The sequence below is a fragment of the Candidatus Erwinia haradaeae genome (assembly GCF_900698935.1).
GTDB lineage: Bacteria > Pseudomonadota > Gammaproteobacteria > Enterobacterales > Enterobacteriaceae > Erwinia_E > Erwinia_E haradaeae_D.
In genome coordinates this window covers 953,962-972,393 of record NZ_LR217715.1, presented here as the reverse complement: position 1 = coordinate 972,393, position 18,432 = coordinate 953,962, and the positions used below count along the sequence as shown (strand labels likewise).

The following is an 18,432-nucleotide window of genomic DNA, read 5'->3' as shown; positions in this document are numbered from 1 at the left end:
TAAATATATGATATATTTCTATACCACTTAGTGGATATGGTCGTGTATTTAAATACTATTAATAATTTTTGTGATTAGTGACTATGATATAATGTGTTATAAAGTTTTACTTTAAAAACCTTAGGCTACTCATGTGATTCTATATGTGATCTTACGTTCTGAGCTTGAAAAAAAATAAAGGTCTATAGAACCAAATTCCATTAGAGTTAGTTTTTCTGAGGAGAACATAATGTTATCCAATCATTTATGCTTGAACTTTAGTATACTAAAATTTGGAGGTTCTTTTTGTACGAAATGATTTAGGCTGTGATAGAATCTTACATGCAGGAAGAAGTTTTTCAGAAATACCTGATGGATATGATTCCGATCACAGACAGCATGGATGCTACATGTATATCTAAATATTTCAAATATTAATTTTACAGATTAGAATGGTATTCCTTGGTGCATAGTTATCATAGTTCAGTGGCGCTATAGCTGTTGTGTACACTCGAGTAATAATTAATTGCAGGATACGTGATATTATAGATTACAGTATGTTTGCATTTAGGATATAATTATGAAGGTATATAGTATGTATAGATTCGTTCTTAACGTATCCATGCTTGCTTTTGTATAATTTGTATCGTTAGATTATTAATTAACAATCTATCTCTTAGATGTCATACATATACCAGTACTATACTATGGCCCATTTTTCATAACAGATAGAGTATTAGGTAGCATGACGATCTCTCACTAAGGATCAATTATCTGAGTTCGAGTAAGTTCTAGTGTTTTTCTGAAAAAACAGAAGGTCTCTCGTAAAGATCATATCATTAGTTATCCTATTTTTGAAGGTACTAATATCGTGAGATGACATTAATAATGTAGATATCAGATAATTAATGGATGAAATGTATTACGTTTTTTATACTATCTTTAACACTAAGCTCTTTAGTAATCTAATTCTTTTTAAGAATAACATGCTCTTATCTACATATGGGTTGCCGTATATCCTCATCATCTTTACCTCTTCAGCATTCTATCAATTTTTATAATCAACATACTTAATTTAGTGATATTGATATTGACAGTAGATATATTCAGAATGGTATATGTGAAATTATATAATAGTGGCGATATGTAGTCAGTCTAGTAGATACACGATATATCAGTATTTACTGATTAAATCATCAAGGCGTTTTATATGAATCCATAATGTGTTATTACGTCTTTTCAGACGTTGGGATTACGGTAATAATTGCTTATTGTAGTATCATTTTCTTGTCCTTAATTAGAAGTTAGATAAGTTTTTTGGAAATATGAAGATCGCGTATGAATATAAGACTACCTTTGTTGTTTGGTGTGCTTATGAGCTTGGTATGTGTTAGCAAACACGTAGTAGCAGATAATTCCATTCTATTACGTATAAGTCAGGATAATGATGGTCATGTTCCAATAATACAGAGTAAAGAGATGAATCAGTTACCTGTAATTATCAATGCAGACACAGCTCGCGCTACTTACCCAGATCAAGCTATGTTTACTGGTCATGTTGAGATTCAACAAGGACAGAGACATATTACATCAGAGCATATTCGAGTAGATCGTAGAGTACTAAAAGGAGATCAGAATCCAACGCACACTATCGTCGCGTCAGGAAATGTATGTTATGATGATAAACAGATTATCTTAAATGGTCTGAAGGCGTGGTCTAATTTAAATACTAAAGACACAAATGTTTGGCATAGTGATTATCAGATGGTAGATCGTCAGGGACGTGGCTTTGCTACTAAAATCAAGTTGCGTAATAATAATCGTTATATGATTCTTGAAAATGGCACTTTTACTTCATGTCCGATAGGCCAAGATAGTTGGACTCTGAAAGGGTCTAAATTTGTATATGATCTTGATGCACAAGTGACAAAGATTTGGAATGCACGTTTTCAATTAGGCGGCGTGCCAATCTTTTATAGTCCTTATCTGAACATACCAGTTGGTAATAGACGCCGTTCTGGTTTTTTAATGCCTCATACTTATTATAATAAGATTAGTGGTGCACAATTTTTATTGCCATATTATTGGAATATATCATCAGAGGCTGATGCAACTTTAGTGGCACACTACATTAGCAAACGAGGCATGCAGTGGCAAAATGAGTTGCGATATCGGATAGGCGGTAGTGGCCTCATGGAAATTGATTACCTTAATTCTGATCGTCTTTATCAGGATGATCATAGGAATATAGGTCGTTCTGCAACCAGATGGTTGGCTCATTGGGAACATACTGGAATCTATTTGGAGCACTGGCGTTTTAACTCTGAGTATACAAAAGTCAGCGATCCATATTACTTTACTGATCTAAAGTCATCTTATGGTACTACTAGTGATGATTATTCTATTCAGAAGTTTATTTTGGGATATTCAGATCGTAATTGGGATGTGGTGTTCTCAACTAAAAGATTTCAGGTGTTATCTCTCAAGGATAACAAAGATATTTATTATCCCGAACCACAAATCGATTTGAACTATCATTATCGTTATTTAAAGCCCTTTGAAGGTCACTTATACGCACAGGCTGTAAGATTTGTTAACATGGATACACGCATGCCAAGTGCTACACGTCTACATCTTGAACCAACTCTAAGGTGTGCTCTAGAAAATAAATGGAATACATTCAACAGTGTCGCTAAACTACTTATAACGCACTATGAACAAAATAACATTCAATATTACAACACACAAGTGCGGCCGGTTAATCAGTTAAAAAGTTCCTTTAATCGTATTCTACCACAATTAACATTCGACGGAATGATGTTATTTAGTCGGGATATGCGATGGCTATCGGGCTATAGACAAACATTAGAACCTCGCGCGCAGTATCTGTATGTGCCGTATCGCGATCAGCGATGGATACGTACTTATGATTCCACTTTATTAGGTAGAGATTATGATGGGTTGTTCAGAGAAACCACATATAGTGGATTAGATCGTATCACGTCTGCTAATCAGGCAGCTACTGGTGTTACAATGCGTGTTTTAAACGCTAAGTTCCTTGAGCGCTTTAAGCTGTCTATTGGTCAGATTTATTTGTTTAATTCTGAACATAGTGTTGTGGGTAAATCGAATGATAAGTCTAGAGGGAGTTTAGTATTAGCAGGTGATAGTTCTTGGAGGATTACTAATTACTTAATGCTGCATGGCGGCGTGCAATATGATGCATACATAGATAGCATTACACAATGCAACACGATATTAGAATGGCGTTATCATTCAAGTCATATGATACAATGTAGTTATCGTTATACGAGCGCAGACTATATGAAAAAAACGTTAGAGGAGGAGAATGATCAACATCAATATCGTCAAGGGATCTCACAGGTAGGCGCGATTGCGAATTTGCCGATTCTTAGTACATGTAATACGTGGTCAGTTGTTGGCGCTTTTTACTATGATCTTAAGACTAAGATGATAGCGGACCAGTTAGTAGGTATGCAGTATAGCTCTTGTTGCTATGCACTACGCTTTGGTTATGAGCGTAAAATTAACGGTTGGGAGCAAAATCAGAGCAAATATGATAATCAAATTTCCTTTAATATTGAATTGCGTGGTTTAAATCCAGGTCATGATCTAGATACGAGCCAGATGTTGCGTCAAGGCATGCTGCCTTATCAAAAGATTTTTTAATGTATTATTGTATACATCACTACTAACCCATACAGTCTGGGATACCAGAACGGAACAGGTATGATTAACTGGAAAATATTACTCTTTGCTGTAGTTTTAATACCTAGCATGGCATGTTCACAAGAACAAGTGCTAGATAAAGTCGCTGCTGTAGTTAATAACAGCATTGTTTTAGATAGTGACGTTAATCGGATAATGAAATCTATACAAAACCAGGCTCAACAGCTGAATCAGAGTCTACCGGATGAAAAAGAATTACGTTTCAAAATTATTGATAAATTAGTAATAGACACTCTTTTTGTGCAAAAAACAGAACAACTTGGATTGAGAGTCAATGATTTTCAATTAGAACAGGTCATTCAGAAAATTGCAAAACAACATCAAATCAGTGTAGATCAACTATACAAGGCTGTGGCTGATCAGGGGTTAAACTATTCTGACTATCGTGAGCAGATTCGCCATGATGTGTTGCTTATGTTATTGCGTAATCGGGAGATTCTTCGTGGTATTACAATGTTTCCTGAAGAAGTTGATGGACTAGCAGAGCAGCTCAAGTTACAACGGCGTTCTAATTTGGAGTTGAATCTAAGCAGTGCTATGTTCCCCTTACCAGCGGATCTCACATTTGAGAAATTGAATGAGCAAAAAAACATAGCCAATCAGTTTATTCAAAAAGTCAAAGAGGGTTTTAATTTTCATCAAGTTAAAATTCCTTACTTTTCGGGTTGTAGGGTAATACCGACAAAAGAAATGGGGTGGAGAGGGGTACAAGAACTACCATTTTTGTTTATCTCTGATCTTTTACAGTCACATAAAGGCAGTTTGATTGGTCCTATCCAATCTAGTATTGGGTGGCATGTATTACAAGTAAACGATATGCGTGGTGACAGACAGAAGCACTTAGTCACTGAGTTAAATGCTAGACATATTATACTCAAATCATCATCAGATCTTTCTGCTCAACGAGCCAAGGAAAAAATTTTTTGGGCCTCAAAAGCTATTAAATCTGGGACATCATTTAATCACGTATCTCAATTACTATTCAAGGATGTTGGAGCTGCATATCAAGGTGGTGATTTAGGGTGGATGTCTCTTTACAGGTTTGATCCAGAGTTTTATGTCGCTCTGCAAAAACTTAAAAAAGGTCAAATTAGCACTCCAGTACACTCTTCTTTAGGGTGGCATATAATGTATATTATAGATACTCATATTGTAGATCGTACCGATGAGTTTTACAAAAATGAAGCTTATCATTTATTATTAAATCGTAAATTTTCTGTCGCGCTTGAAGAGTGGATAGAGGATGAGCGAGCTGCGGCTTACATACAAATTCTACCTTAGAAACGAGCAGGATCATGCTGTTGTGATTTATATTGCCAGAAGATAGATAAAATATAGCATATATATGCTATACTGACACGATCAGTTGTGTCACAGAACGGAAGGTCTTTTAGGGTGTCATAGTATCTGTATATTCTATATATGTGTGATGGTTGCATGAGCGCACGATCAGTCATAACAATATCAATTGTTAGATTGCCTAGCAGGAATAGTGATATTTTGAGTAGCTATTTGAGAGTGTTATAGTGCCTGATTGGTAATCCGTCGAGTTTAGTAATCCTATCATACATATAATAGTTTATTTATATAGAAATCATGTACTGCTATAGCAGATATTGCTACTCTTAGAGAGATTAAAAATCTATTGGACTCTATGCAGAATATAGTTATATTTATTGTTATGTATAAGAATTGGAGGCGTGAGTAAGTATACAGACTTTCTGGTCTATTAGAGAAAATGAGTTAGAATGGAAAATTGATAATCATGGTTGTGTGTTTTTCTTTTTCATTGCTATGAATCAATTGACATATACGACGGTGTGATGCATGGTGTGCGTAAATGTGTTTTTTCTCATTTATTAATAAAATGCACCTGCCGTAATATTTTTATAAAACTAGTGTGTACTTTGACTCTTAACACATGTATGACCTAGAGGTCATAAAGCAGCATATATACTAACAGAAACATCGATGGCATTGATTTGGTCACTAGAAGCAGAAGCATACTATGTTCATAAGAGTTATAGTTTCCATGCATTATATATTATCAATCAATTTAGAATATAATAGAATTATACTAAACAGCAAACATATAGTAAATAAAAGACTTTCACAGTTCGTCATATGATTGTAAAGAAAGTGTATGATGTTAATGACACCAGCAAGAGTCTGAGTTTTTTTTTCGCTGCTTAGAGTAGAGACGCTGTTTGTGAAGTGATATATATGGATAGTTAGTTTATCATTTAAGTAGTCGTTCACATGTGTGAGCGGGCATTGCCTTATGACTGGCACACTTATTTTATACATGTAAAAAATAGTGACCAGTGAGACTAATCTTGCTATTTTTGTTAGATGGCATGTTACATAAACAACCTTCTTCTTTATGGTGTTTGATGGTATTTATTACCGAAATACCAACATGTTTTCTATTCGTGTTTCATTAATAATGCAATAGCTTCACATGCAATGCCTTCGTTATGCCCAATAAAGCCTAGATGATCTGTAGTGGTGGATTTTACATTTACGCTGTCTATTTTTACACCTAAATCTTTGGCAAGATGTGTACGCATTTGTATTATATAGGGTAGAATTTTTGGGGTTTGAGCAATAATGGTCATATCAACATTGTTAACAGAATAGTTTTTTTCTAAAATCATTTGTACTACCTTACGAAGCAGAATGCGACTACTAACGTCTTTATAAACAGGATCAGTATCCGGAAATAGTTGACCTATGTCTCCTAGTGCAGCTGCTCCAAGCAGTGCGTCAGTCAACGCATGCACACACACATCACCATCAGAATGCGCTAGGAGTCCCCGTGTATGTGGAATAGGAACCCCACAAAGTATTAATTTCTTCATCCCCCCAAAAGCATGTATATCAAAACCGTGACCAATACGCATCTTGCTTCCTTATAAATTTTTGGATGTTTTAAGGTAAAAGTGTGCCAATGCTAAATCTTCTGGGTGAGTAATTTTTAGGTTATCACTACGCCCATGAATTAATTCAGGATAATACCCACAGTACTCTAGCGCTGATGCTTCATCAGTAACCGATTGACCATTACTGAGTACTTTTTCTAAACAATTTCTAAGTAATGATAGCGGAAATAATTGTGGTGTTAATGCATGCCATAGAGACTCTCGTTTAATAGTATGGTGAATATGATTGCGCCCTGTTATAGCACGCTTGATTGTATCTCGCACTGGAATCGCTAGAATACCACCTATATGACTACTCAGAGTAAGTGCAAGGAGTCGATTTAGGTCTTCAGGGCGTAAACAAGGGCGAGCTGCATCATGAATTAACACCCATTTAGCAGGAGGGGAGGCTCGCAGAGCTGCTAATACTGAATCGGTCCGTTTTTTCCCGCCCGATATAGTAGTAATACGGCCATCACGGGCTATTGAAAGATGCTTAAAATGTATATCTAAGGGGTGTAGCGCAACTATTACTCTGTTTATTTTTGGATTCTGTAATAACACATTCACACTATGTTCTAGAATAGTTTTTCCACAAATAGTCAGATACTGTTTAGGAAACTGTGATTTCATGCGACAACCTTTTCCTGCAGCAGGTACTATAGCTATTAAATCCATGAATTTCATATTACTATCATAATAGTCTGTGTGTCTATTTATAGAATTTTTATTATTTATTGAATACTCTCACAAAAGTTTTGTCTCTTAGAAGAGAATCTAGTGTTATAGTGTGTGTATAATTGTGCTTATCTTCTCATTGTATATTGCATTGATGGTTTGCATTCCATAATACTATATCTAGTTTTCTGAGTTGGAATGATTTGTGCGTTTTCTAATACTCCTTCTTTAACGTTCTGACATTGATGATGTAAATCGTTAAGCTTTATGTATAGTTGTTCATTGCGTATTTTTAGAATAGAATTACGTTTTTGCTGAAATATAAGATCTTTCTTGATATAAGCCAAATTATGTAGTCCGTTTTTTCCTAGCCAGAGTGAGTATTGGAGCCAGATTAAAATCACCAGCAATAATAGTGTTAATTTGACCACATGGCCTCTTTATAGGAATTTTTCTATATAATCAGTTTATCATCTATTAAATAATTAGATATTGCATAGTGGCAAATGTTTTTATACAGATTTGTATAAATTCACGCATCAATACAGCATAATATAGTATTATACAGAATTTTATAAAACATACAGACGCCTCCCCTGCGGTGCTTTTTAATAAAAATATCACTAGCATAATATAATTTAGAATGTAATGATCTTTTTTAAGCGCAAAAGATTTAATATTTGACGAGTTAAACATGGTAACTCATGGCTGCCATTTATTCGAATATCAGGTTGTAATGGAGCTTGGTATTCTGCATGAATGCCAGTGAAATCATGTAACTCTCCACTCCGAGCTTTTTTATATAGACCCTTAGGATCACGTAATTCACATGTGACAAGGGGTGTGTCAACAAAAACCTCTAAAAAGCATTCTGTTGGTAACATTTCACGTACTAGCTGGCGTTCGGCACGATAAGGAGAAATGAACGCAGTGAGGACTAGTATTCCTGCATCTACCATGAGTTTTACCACTTCGCTCACTCGACGGATGTTTTCTTTGCGATCAGGATAAGTAAAACCAAGATCTTTGCACAAACCTTGCCTGACATTATCACCATCTAGTAAATAGCTGCTCACGCCCATCTGATATAGTTCTTGTTCTACCGCACCTGCTATAGTAGATTTACCAGAACCAGACAAACCCGTAAACCATAATACAATACCTTTATGTGCATGTAGTCTCTCACGTAATTCTCGAGTGATAAAATGAGAATGCCATACTACATTTTGATTATCATCGACCATCTTGCTACCTATTATTTAGGGTGCAAACCCCCCAATGTGGAAAATAGCGCCGTATAAGAGCATGTAACTCTATCTCAAAAGAGACCTGGTTGGTACTTTTCGCGGTCAGTGGATCTGATAATATTTTATGAATCATGCCGGCACCCACTGTCGCATTATTGATGCGATCTATTATGATCATTGAACCAGTGATTTTATTTTTTGCATAGGGTTCTGCTGGGAGCAGTTCATCAAATATGATATCTATACGACCAATTGCGTTGAGTGAAAGCTCTGTACTAGAGTGTTTTGTTAAGTTATTGATATCAATCTGATGTTCAATATTTATAATCCGTATAGAAGTTGTTTTATGAGCCAGTTTTATATCATAACTATTTCCTGTAATGAGTGGTGTTTCTGACATCCAGACTACATCTATACTGACTGCTCTAACTGGTATTAATGTTTCTTTTGAATCTATTAAGAGATCTCCACGGCTGACATCAATCTCGTCTTTTAAAACCACTGTAATAGCTTCTCCTGGTACGGCGTGATGTAGGTCTCCATCAAACGTTGTTATACGTGCAACAGTAGATTGTATCCCGCTAGGAAGAACTGTTACGAGCTGTCCTATTCTCAATTTACCAGAAGATAGCATACCAGAATAACCACGAAAATCTAAACTTGGACGATTCACATATTGCACTGGAAATCGCATTGATTGCGTATCTATCTCACGATTTATTTCAATGGTCTCTAGCATCTCTAGAAGCGTAGAACCTGTATACCAAGGTATCTGACCGCTGGGTCCAGCTACATTAGTGCCTTCTAGGGCTGATATAGGTACACAATGTATATGAATATCATGAGGTAGCTGTGTAGAAAAATGAAGATAATCTTTCTGTATTTCGTGAAATTTATCCTGGCTATAATCCACTAGATCCATTTTATTAATGGCTACAATTAAATATTTAATCCCTAAGAGAGTAGAAATCAAACTATGACGACGAGTTTGATTGAGTACGCCTTTACGTGCATCAATCAATAGTATGGCGAGATCGCATGTGGAGGCTCCAGTCGCCATGTTACGCGTATACTGTTCATGCCCCGGTGTATCAGCGATAATAAATTTACGACGATCAGTAGAGAAATAGCGATACGCAACATCAATAGTGATTCCTTGCTCACGCTCAGCTTGTAAACCATCAACTAGAAATGCTAGATCGAGCCTCTCTCCTTGTGAGCCATGACGCTTGCTATCACTTTGTAATGACACTAGTTGGTCTTCATAAACCTGTTTTGTATCATGTAATAACCGACCAATCAGTGTACTTTTACCATCATCAACACTTCCGCAAGTCAGAAAACGCAATAGTTGTTTATTTTTTTGTTTATTGATCCATGCTTCTGTAATTGTCTGGTCGACAATATCTTTTTTTGTGATCGTAGTCATTCAGACTCCTTAGAAATAACCTTGACGTTTTTTAAGTTCCATAGAGCTGGTTTGATCGCGATCAATCATACGGCCTGTACGCTCACTGGTCGTGGAAAGAAGCATCTCTGCAATAATAGAAGATACTGTATTTGCGGTTGATGCAATGGCTCCGGTCAGTGGCCAACATCCCAGCGTTCGAAATCTTACCATGCGTTCTTCAATTTTTTCGTTAGGTTGCAGATTAATACGATGATCATCAATCATAATTAGCATGCCATTACGTTCCAAAATAGGACGCATAGCGGCTAGGTAGAGAGGTACGATCTCTATTTTTTCTAGGAAAATATATTCCCAGATATCTATCTCCGTCCAATTAGAAAGAGGAAATACACGTATGCTTTCGCCTTGGTTAATTCTGCCATTATAATTACTCCATAATTCTGGACGTTGATTTTTAGGGTCCCAGCGATGAAATCGATCGCGGAAAGAATATATTCGTTCTTTAGCACGGGATTTTTCTTCATCACGCCGGGCGCCTCCAAAAGCTGCGTCAAAGCCATGTTTATCTAGTGCTTGTTTAAGTGCTTCTGTTTTCATCATATCTGTGTATCTAGCGCTATTATGTATGAATGGATTTATATCCATCTCTTTCCCGATAGGATTACAGTGAACTAATAGTTCTGCATTCATTTTTTTTACAATACGATCACGAAATTCATACATTGCATGAAATTTCCAACCGGTGTCTACATGTAGCAGGGGGAATGATATGATACCTGGATAGAAGGCTTTTTGCGCTAAGTGCAACATGACTGAGGAGTCCTTTCCAATAGAGTACATCATAACCGGATTAGCGAACTCTGCCGCAACTTCACGGATAATATAAATACTTTCTGCCTCCAATTGACGCAAATGAGTCAGTTTGTTAGAATCCATAATATATCCTTAAAAATGTACATTCAAAGGTGCAATAAAGAAAGTTACTGTTCATATCTTTTTCCACGAATCTGATACCAGGCGAGGTGGTCATGCAAATTGACCACTGCACCTATCACAAATAATGCTGGCGGAGGGGTATGAAGCGCTAGTTCTGGTAGATGTTTTAGTGTGCCAACGAGAACTTTTTGATCTTTGCATGTACCCCGACTAATGACGGCTACAGGCGTATTAGGATCGCGACCATGTTGAGTTAATTGATGTGTAATATCGGCAGCTGCTACAGAACCCATATAAATTACTAGTGTTTGGTTAATGCGTGCCAATACTGCCCAATCTAGGTTAGTATCTTTGCTGCAATGGTGGCCAGTTACCAATAATACACTATGGGCGTAATCTCGATGTGTTAACGGAATACCTGCATAAGCAGCAGCACCAATGGCAGCTGTTACACCCGGTACAACTTGGAAGGGAATTCCAGCTTCGACTGCTGCTGTTAGCTCTTCGCCCCCCCGTCCAAATATGAAGGGATCTCCACCTTTTAAGCGTACTACTCGTTTACCTTTCTTGGCTAGTGTGACTAGCATGTCATTAATCTCTGTTTGAGTAATACTATGAGTATGTGCATGCTTGCCTACACAGATACGGTCAGCATCACGTCGACTTAAATTAAGTATTTCATCACTTACTAAATAGTCATATAATACCACATCAGCTAATTGCATGACCTGTAATCCACGTAAAGTAAGTAAACCGCTATCACCTGGACCCGCCCCTACAAGGATAATCTCACCAAGTCTAATATTAATATCAGATAATTGGCGATCTAGTGTACGTTGAGCTTCGTTTATATTGCCTACAGCAACTTGACTAGAGAACAGACCGTTAAAAGCTGTATCCCAGAAATGACGACGATTAGATACGTTAGAGAAACGTTCTTGCACTTTTTTTCGCCACTTATAAGCTATGTTTGCCATCTTTCCTAGGTGAGATGGTAGTAGTGCTTCTATTTTTTCACGTAAAAGCCGCACTAAAACAGGAGCAGTGCCGCTGGATGAGATAGCTATTATGATAGGTGTTCTATCAATAATAGACGGAAAAATAAATGAGCAAAATGGTTTGTTATCAACTACATTTGCAAGAAGATATCGATTAGTAGCATCTTGATAAATCTGGCTATTGAGCTGAGCATTATTTGTGGCTGCAATAACTAGAAATACTTTCTCTAATTGCTTAGCATGATAGTTTTTAGCCAACCATTCAATTGTTTTTTGCTCTGCCATAGTTTCTAATTGTTTGCATAAGCAACCAGACACTATTTGTACACGTGCTCCAGCTTGCATTAACAACTGAATTTTACGTGCAGCTACATGACCACCGCCAACTACTAGTACTGGTTTTTTTCTTAGATCCGCAAAAAGAGGAAGATAATTCACATGCACCCTCATGGCAACATAAGCTTATTATGTTAGTTTCTATTATAATACAAGTACTATGTATGGTAAGTAATGACTGAGTAACGCAATACAGCAATCCATATAAGTACTATATTTTCTCAACGTACGAGGCTGCCAGTAACATTGATCAGCTCAATGCCCTTTTGTTAGTTTTTTAGTTACATTGGTAGGTAGTGTATAATTATGTTCTTTCATTGTTGACCATTGTTGACAGCATTCTCTTAAAATTGAATGGAATCTATTGTGTGGCTAGTACCATTGTGTGTGAAGCAGTTCAGAATATACTTAAATAGTGACCTAACATTTTATGGATTCGCATTGATCTGAAATCATAGAGCGCTTCGCTTTAAGGGGCATTGTTTTGCTTAAAGGAAATGATCGGGGTTACTGTGAGATCAGCATTGCGTCAATTCTCTGGTAGTTGAGGCGCAACTTCTTGCGTCCTATGCTTTTATGTTTCTTCGTGGAGACCGCATTCTCGTTTGAGGCTAAAAAAACGTGTCTCTTCATGTGTCATGCCTGGCGTCCATTTCTTGGTAGTATGAATATCTCCAACTGACACATAACCTTGTTCCCATAGAGGGTGATACTGTAGATTATGTTTTTTTAAATAGTTAAATATTTTCTGGTTGTTCCAGTCCACAATGGGTAGAAGCTTAAAAATACCTTTCTGAATAGCAAGAAAAGGAAGGCGTGAGCGACTATGAGATTGATCGCGACGTAAACCTGCGAACCAAGTCTGTGCTTTGAGTGTTTTAATCGCTTGCTGTAGGGGTTCTACTTTATTCAGGTGGTTATATTTTTCAATCCCTGTTATTCCCTGTTCCCATAATTTACCGTATCGCGCTTCTTGCCACGCTGGGCTGTTTATATTACGAAAGACTTGTAAGTTTAGACTCATTTTTTCAGTTAACTGATCAATAAATTGATATGTTTCTGGAAAAAGGTAGCCGGTATCAGTAAGAATAACTGGTATATTTTTTTTTTGTTGTGTTACGAGATGCAAACTGACTGCTGCTTGTATACCAAAACTAGAGGTCAAGATTGCTTGAGCTGGTAGGTTGGCTAACCCCCAACGCACGCGCTCTTCAGCAGACAACCGAGATAGGTTTTTGTTAATATTATCTAGTACCGAATCACATTCTGTTTTTGATGTGCTCTGGAGCTCTGTTAGTGTCACCATGGTCCTCTATCCTTCCATCAATTCCAAAAATCATGCGCTGGGTCCAGTATTGGTTTCACAAAACCACTACGGATTACAAAATCACCAAACCCTTCGTGTTTTTTGCGATTTTTTGCCCATTCCCCAATTAAGTTATTTAGGAGTCCCAGACTGTCTTGTAAACTAATGTTTTCGTGGTATATGCGAGGAATTCTCGTACCAATACGATTACCTCCTAGGTATAAATTATATCTCCCAGGGGCTTTTCCTATTAAGCCAATTTCAGATAGTAGTGCACGAGCGCACCCGTTTGGACAACCGCTGATACGCAGAACAATATAGTCATCTTTTAATCCGCATCCTTCCATAATTTTCTCTACCTCGGTTACGAATTTTGGCAGAATGCGTTCTGCTTCAGCCATGGCTAGCGGACAGGTTGGAAAAGAAACACAAGCCATAGAGTTTTTGCGTTGATGACTGATATTGTCAATCAGGCCATATGAATGTGCTAGGTGTTCAATTTTGTTTTTTTCTAATTCTGTTACTCCAGCAATCATTAAGTTCTGATTTGCGGTTAAGCGAAAGTTGCCTTCATGAGCTTTAGCTATTTCCGCCACTCCGGTTTTTAATGGACGATTAGGATAATCTAATAGACGGCCATTTTCAACAAATACAGTTAGATTCCATGTATGATCAATGCCTTTTATCCATCCAAACCGATCTCCGCGAGTTGTGAATTGATAAGGACGTATTGGTTCAAAATTCACACCAGAGCGGCGCTCTATTTCAGTCTTAAAAGTATCGAGACCAACACGATCTAGGGTATATTTAGTTTTAGCATTAGTACGATTAGTACGATTGCCCCAATCCCGCTGTATTGACACTACTGCTTCTGCGACATCAAGAGTTTTATGAACTGGAAAGTAACCGAATTCACTTGCGGTACGCGGATATGTTTTTTTATTATTATGCTCAATGGAAAGACCGCCACCGATTAATAAGTTAAAACCAATCAGGGATCCCGCCCTAGTAATCGCGATAAAATTCATATCATTCGCGTGTAGATCTACTTCGTTATGCGGTGGGACGACAATTGTAGTTTTAAATTTACGAGGTAAATATGTGGCGCCAAGAATTGGTTCAGAATCAATAGTTTTTATCTTTTCTGTATTAAGCCAGATTTCAGCATAAGCCCTAGTGTGTGGTAACAGATGTGCAGATATTTTGTGAGCCCATTCATAAGCTTCTTGATGTATGACAGATTCCATGGGATTAGAGCTGCATAATACATTACGATTCACATCATTAGCAGTACCTACTGAATCCAAGCCAACATTATTTAGCATTCGATGTACAGCTTTAAGGTGTTTCTTTAAAATACCATGAAACTGAAAAGTTTGGCGATTAGTTAAACGAATGCTTCCATATAAGGTTTTTTCAGCAGCAAATTGGTCTATTGCTAGCCACTGCTTGGGTGTTATAACACCTCCTGGTAACCTGCAACGCAACATCACTGCATGTCGCGCGTCTAGCTTTTGTTCTGCGCGTTCAGCACGCAGATCACGGTCGTCTTGCTGATACATTCCATGGAAGCGAATAAGGGAGAAGTTGTCGCCGTTAAATCCGCCGGTTAAGTTATCTTTGAGATCTTGAACAATACTACCACGAAGATAATTACTATGTGCCTTGATGCGTTCAGCATCAGTGGGTTTTCCTTCAACCACTAAGGGGGCAATATATTTTGTATTACTCATTAGTATACGTCTCTCTGGTAGCGGCCTTGAGTGCGTAGATTACTTAAAAATTCATCTGCATCTGTAATCTCCATAGCGCCAAATGTTGAAATAACTTGTAATAATGCTTGTTCGACATCTTTAGCCATATGGTTTGCATTACCACAGACATAGATATGTGCATCTTCTTGAATCCAGTTCCATATGTCGTTGCCATTATCATGAATTTTATCTTGGACATAAATTTTGTTTTTTTGATCGCGTGACCAAGCCAAATCTATACGAGTAAGCAAGCCATCTCTAACGTATTTTTGCCACTCAACTTGATACAAAAAGTCTTCTGTAAAGTGCGGGTTACCAAAAAACAACCAATTTTTACCGGTAGCTCGATCATAGTCGCGTTGCTGCATGAATGCTCGAAATGGCGCAATACCAGTGCCAGGACCAATCATGATGATTGGTGTGCAAGGATTCTTTGGTAATCTGAAATTATTATTAGGTTCAATAAAAATACGTATCTCATCCTCTTCATGTAGACGATCTGCTAAATATCCAGACGCGCCGCCAGTTCTAGCGCGTCCTTCGACATAAAAACGCACGGCATTGACCGCGATATGTACTTCGTTTTTATTTTCATCTTGTGACGAAGCAATAGAATATAATCTGGGTGTACATGGGCGTAGGATGCTTATAAGTTTTTCTGCATCTAGCTTGCTTGGAGCATGTCGGACCATATCAACAATGGGGGTTTTTTTTGCATACACTTGTAGTGTACAGCTATGGTTAATTTTTTCTATTAAGAGCGGGTTTTGTGAAATCTGCGCATAATGTTCAACTATGCGAGCGGTATTGACAGTTAGTTCATAATGTTGTCGCAATGCTTGTTCTATCGGTATAGAACACCCTTTTACTATAACGATCTCCTCGCCTGTGAGTGAAAGTAATTTTAATAATTCTTGTACTAATGCTGGATCATTTTCAAACCACACTCCCAGTGCATCCCCTGGTTGGTATTGTAGATTAGATTGCATCAGATCAATTTCAAGATGTCTGATATCTTTGTCTGACCCTCTGCCAGTAATTTTTTGATTAATTAACAAGCGTGCATGCAGTGGGTGATATTTATCATAAACTGTGTGTTGAACCGTATGTGCATTATCTATTGAAGGAGGGAGTTTGTCAGTAGAAGATAATCGAATTTTTTGTTTGAGTATTTCTATCAGTTTTATGCGCCAAACATGAGCTAGTTCAGAATATTCTACATCTGCATCTACTCTGTCTAACAGGCGTTGAGCACCTAGCTCAGATAGTCTTTGATCAAATTCTTTGCCAGCTTGATTAAAGAATTCGTAGGAAGTATCGCCTAGCCCAAATACTGCATATGAACTTGAGTGCATATCAGGTGCTTTTTTGGACATCAAAAAGCGATATAGCGCTATTGCTTCTTCCGGTGGTTCACCATTCCCTTGGGTGCAGGTAATTAAAATGAAAAATAGTTCTTGACCAATATTTTTAAATTTATAATCACGAGCGTGTATTAGATTGGCTTTTAATTTAGCGTCTATTATAGATGAGTGCAGCTTTTCTGCAAGCCCCCGAGCATTCCCATTTTGGGAGGCGGATATTATCGTAATAGTTGGAATGTCGATTGCTTCTGACTGACTAACATTACCATTCAGATTTTTTTCTTGATTACTTAACCCCCAGAAATAGCCAGCTAGCCATATCAGCTGAGAGGTAGAGCATTCATCTATCACTGCTTTAATGTGATCCATCTGTTGTGTATTAAGTGGTAATACATTCTTAATTGGTACTTGAATAGTCATTGCATTAAAAGTTCCAGAGTGAGAAAATTAATATGCATAGGGTAAGGTAAGTACGCAAACCTTGAAAGACGGGTTGGTGCTAATTCATAACAAAAATAACTAAAAAATCTTTAAGAAACAGACGACGAGTGTATCATTAATGATTTTGTATCTGTCAATTTAAGATGATTTTATAAACTTCTACTCAGTCTGTTCAGCGAATGTAAGTGAGTGAGTACATGCTATGATTGATATTTCGATGAATGGTCATAATGATTATATAAGCTATAATGGCTCTATAATAGGGTTCATAATACAATCATAAGATAAATTTTATATAACATAATCACTCGTATATTTATAGTAGTTAGGCACGCTCTTCTAATGCGATTACTTGATTTTTATCACACAGCAGAATAAGTTGAGGTTAGTGGAGTATCCAGGATCTGTTTTTTAATATATTATATGTGTATAATATGCCATGAAGACTTGCGTAATATGCAGTAATATTTTATATTGTACTTTTTAAGTTATACTTTGTTATTGATTAGTCATTATTTTAGAGTATACGCATAATGCAATTTTCATCGCTAATAATAAAGCAATAATAAATACACAATCTTCCTTAATTGCGGTAGCAAGTATTTGTGATGGTATCTTAATCATGGAATGATAACGACATCCTGATGCAGGAATTATAGACTATTTCCGGGATTGAAACTATTCCAGAAAAGTTTTAATTATATAAGACTAGGTTATGGCAATTACTTTATTTAAAGAGTTTACATTTGAAGCCGCGCATTATTTACCACATGCACCAGAGGGTCACAAGTGTGCTAATCTTCATGGCCATTCTTTTATAGTGCGTTTAGAGGTGACGGGTATTGTGAATCCTGACACTGGATGGATTATTGATTTTTCTAAGATTAAGCAGGCATTTCAACCAATTTACGATCAGGTAGACCATTCTTGTTTGAACACTATTGCAGGGCTGGAAAATCCAACTAGCGAAGTATTAGCGGCGTGGATTTGGAACAAAGTTAAGCCAGAGCTTGCGATATTAAGTGCTGTAATTGTACAAGAAACGTGTAGTTCTGGATGTGTGTATCGAGCTTGAAAGTATATTACTGGAAATAGAAAACAGGTAGATAGATTGCTATCTAAAGTTAAGCTATCAAAAAAGTTTAGTACTACAATACTCTTTAAGATAGTATTTTCATATTGGACATCACACCATAGGTTTATTGATTTTCACTTTCTAAAAGTGGAATGGTGGGACCGGTGATTTTTATCCATGCGGATTATATACTATTTATTTATTGTATTATCGAAAAACCCTATATTTAGGTTTTT

At 37.0% G+C, this 18,432-nt stretch carries 13 protein-coding genes; 3 read left to right on the top strand and 10 right to left on the bottom strand.

Going from position 1 to position 18,432, the window contains the following annotated elements; translation table 11 throughout:
* Window positions 1–1,317: 1,317 nt before the first annotated feature.
* Together lptD and surA are read left to right on the top strand one after the other, a co-directional pair.
* On the top strand, window positions 1,318–3,669 hold the full coding sequence (gene lptD, locus ERCIKOCA2762_RS03110; RefSeq protein WP_157988705.1) for an LPS assembly protein LptD: 2,352 nt from the start codon (window positions 1,318–1,320) through the stop codon (window positions 3,667–3,669).
* A gap of 60 nt (window positions 3,670–3,729) precedes the next feature.
* Window positions 3,730–5,010, top strand: coding sequence for a peptidylprolyl isomerase SurA (surA, locus tag ERCIKOCA2762_RS03105; RefSeq protein ID WP_157988704.1), 1,281 nt, complete (start codon window positions 3,730–3,732; stop codon window positions 5,008–5,010).
* 1,145 nt (window positions 5,011–6,155) lie between these two features.
* On the opposite strand, the gene ispF is transcribed toward surA, so the two are convergent.
* From ispF to cysJ, 10 genes are all read right to left on the bottom strand, one after another.
* Complete coding sequence (gene ispF / locus ERCIKOCA2762_RS03100) at window positions 6,156–6,632, bottom strand: 2-C-methyl-D-erythritol 2,4-cyclodiphosphate synthase (protein WP_157988703.1); 477 nt, start codon at window positions 6,630–6,632, stop codon at window positions 6,156–6,158.
* A 9-nt stretch (window positions 6,633–6,641) separates the two neighbouring features.
* Entirely contained in the window at window positions 6,642–7,337 is a 696-nt protein-coding gene (ispD, locus tag ERCIKOCA2762_RS03095) for a 2-C-methyl-D-erythritol 4-phosphate cytidylyltransferase (RefSeq protein ID WP_157988702.1), read from the bottom strand.
* 119 nt (window positions 7,338–7,456) lie between these two features.
* Entirely contained in the window at window positions 7,457–7,759 is a 303-nt protein-coding gene (locus tag ERCIKOCA2762_RS03090) for a septum formation initiator family protein (protein WP_157988701.1), read from the bottom strand.
* A 207-nt stretch (window positions 7,760–7,966) separates the two neighbouring features.
* Window positions 7,967–8,572, bottom strand: coding sequence for an adenylyl-sulfate kinase (gene cysC / locus ERCIKOCA2762_RS03085; protein ID WP_157988700.1), 606 nt, complete (start codon window positions 8,570–8,572; stop codon window positions 7,967–7,969).
* 4 nt (window positions 8,573–8,576) lie between these two features.
* Window positions 8,577–10,004, bottom strand: a complete 1,428-nt coding sequence (cysN, locus tag ERCIKOCA2762_RS03080) for a sulfate adenylyltransferase subunit CysN (RefSeq protein ID WP_157988699.1) — start codon at window positions 10,002–10,004, stop codon at window positions 8,577–8,579.
* A gap of 9 nt (window positions 10,005–10,013) precedes the next feature.
* A complete protein-coding gene (gene cysD / locus ERCIKOCA2762_RS03075) occupies window positions 10,014–10,922 on the bottom strand; it encodes a sulfate adenylyltransferase subunit CysD (protein WP_157988698.1) in 909 nt (302 codons plus the stop codon).
* Window positions 10,923–10,966: 44 nt separating this feature from the next.
* Window positions 10,967–12,358 carry a siroheme synthase CysG gene (cysG, locus tag ERCIKOCA2762_RS03070; protein ID WP_157988697.1) on the bottom strand — a complete coding sequence of 464 codons (1,392 nt, stop codon included), beginning with the start codon at window positions 12,356–12,358 and terminating at the stop codon, window positions 10,967–10,969.
* A 472-nt stretch (window positions 12,359–12,830) separates the two neighbouring features.
* Window positions 12,831–13,562: a phosphoadenylyl-sulfate reductase gene (locus ERCIKOCA2762_RS03065; RefSeq protein WP_157988696.1), complete on the bottom strand. Its 732-nt coding sequence runs from the start codon at window positions 13,560–13,562 to the stop codon at window positions 12,831–12,833.
* 17 nt (window positions 13,563–13,579) lie between these two features.
* Window positions 13,580–15,295 carry an assimilatory sulfite reductase (NADPH) hemoprotein subunit gene (gene cysI, locus ERCIKOCA2762_RS03060; RefSeq protein WP_157988695.1) on the bottom strand — a complete coding sequence of 572 codons (1,716 nt, stop codon included), beginning with the start codon at window positions 15,293–15,295 and terminating at the stop codon, window positions 13,580–13,582.
* Window positions 15,295–17,100, bottom strand: coding sequence for an NADPH-dependent assimilatory sulfite reductase flavoprotein subunit (cysJ, locus tag ERCIKOCA2762_RS03055; RefSeq protein WP_157988694.1), 1,806 nt, complete (start codon window positions 17,098–17,100; stop codon window positions 15,295–15,297). Before cysJ ends, cysI begins: the two co-directional genes overlap by 1 nt.
* Window positions 17,101–17,836: 736 nt before the next feature.
* Here cysJ and queD point away from each other — a divergent pair.
* Window positions 17,837–18,196 carry a 6-carboxytetrahydropterin synthase QueD gene (gene queD, locus ERCIKOCA2762_RS03050; RefSeq protein ID WP_157988693.1) on the top strand — a complete coding sequence of 120 codons (360 nt, stop codon included), beginning with the start codon at window positions 17,837–17,839 and terminating at the stop codon, window positions 18,194–18,196.
* Window positions 18,197–18,432 lie beyond the last annotated feature (236 nt).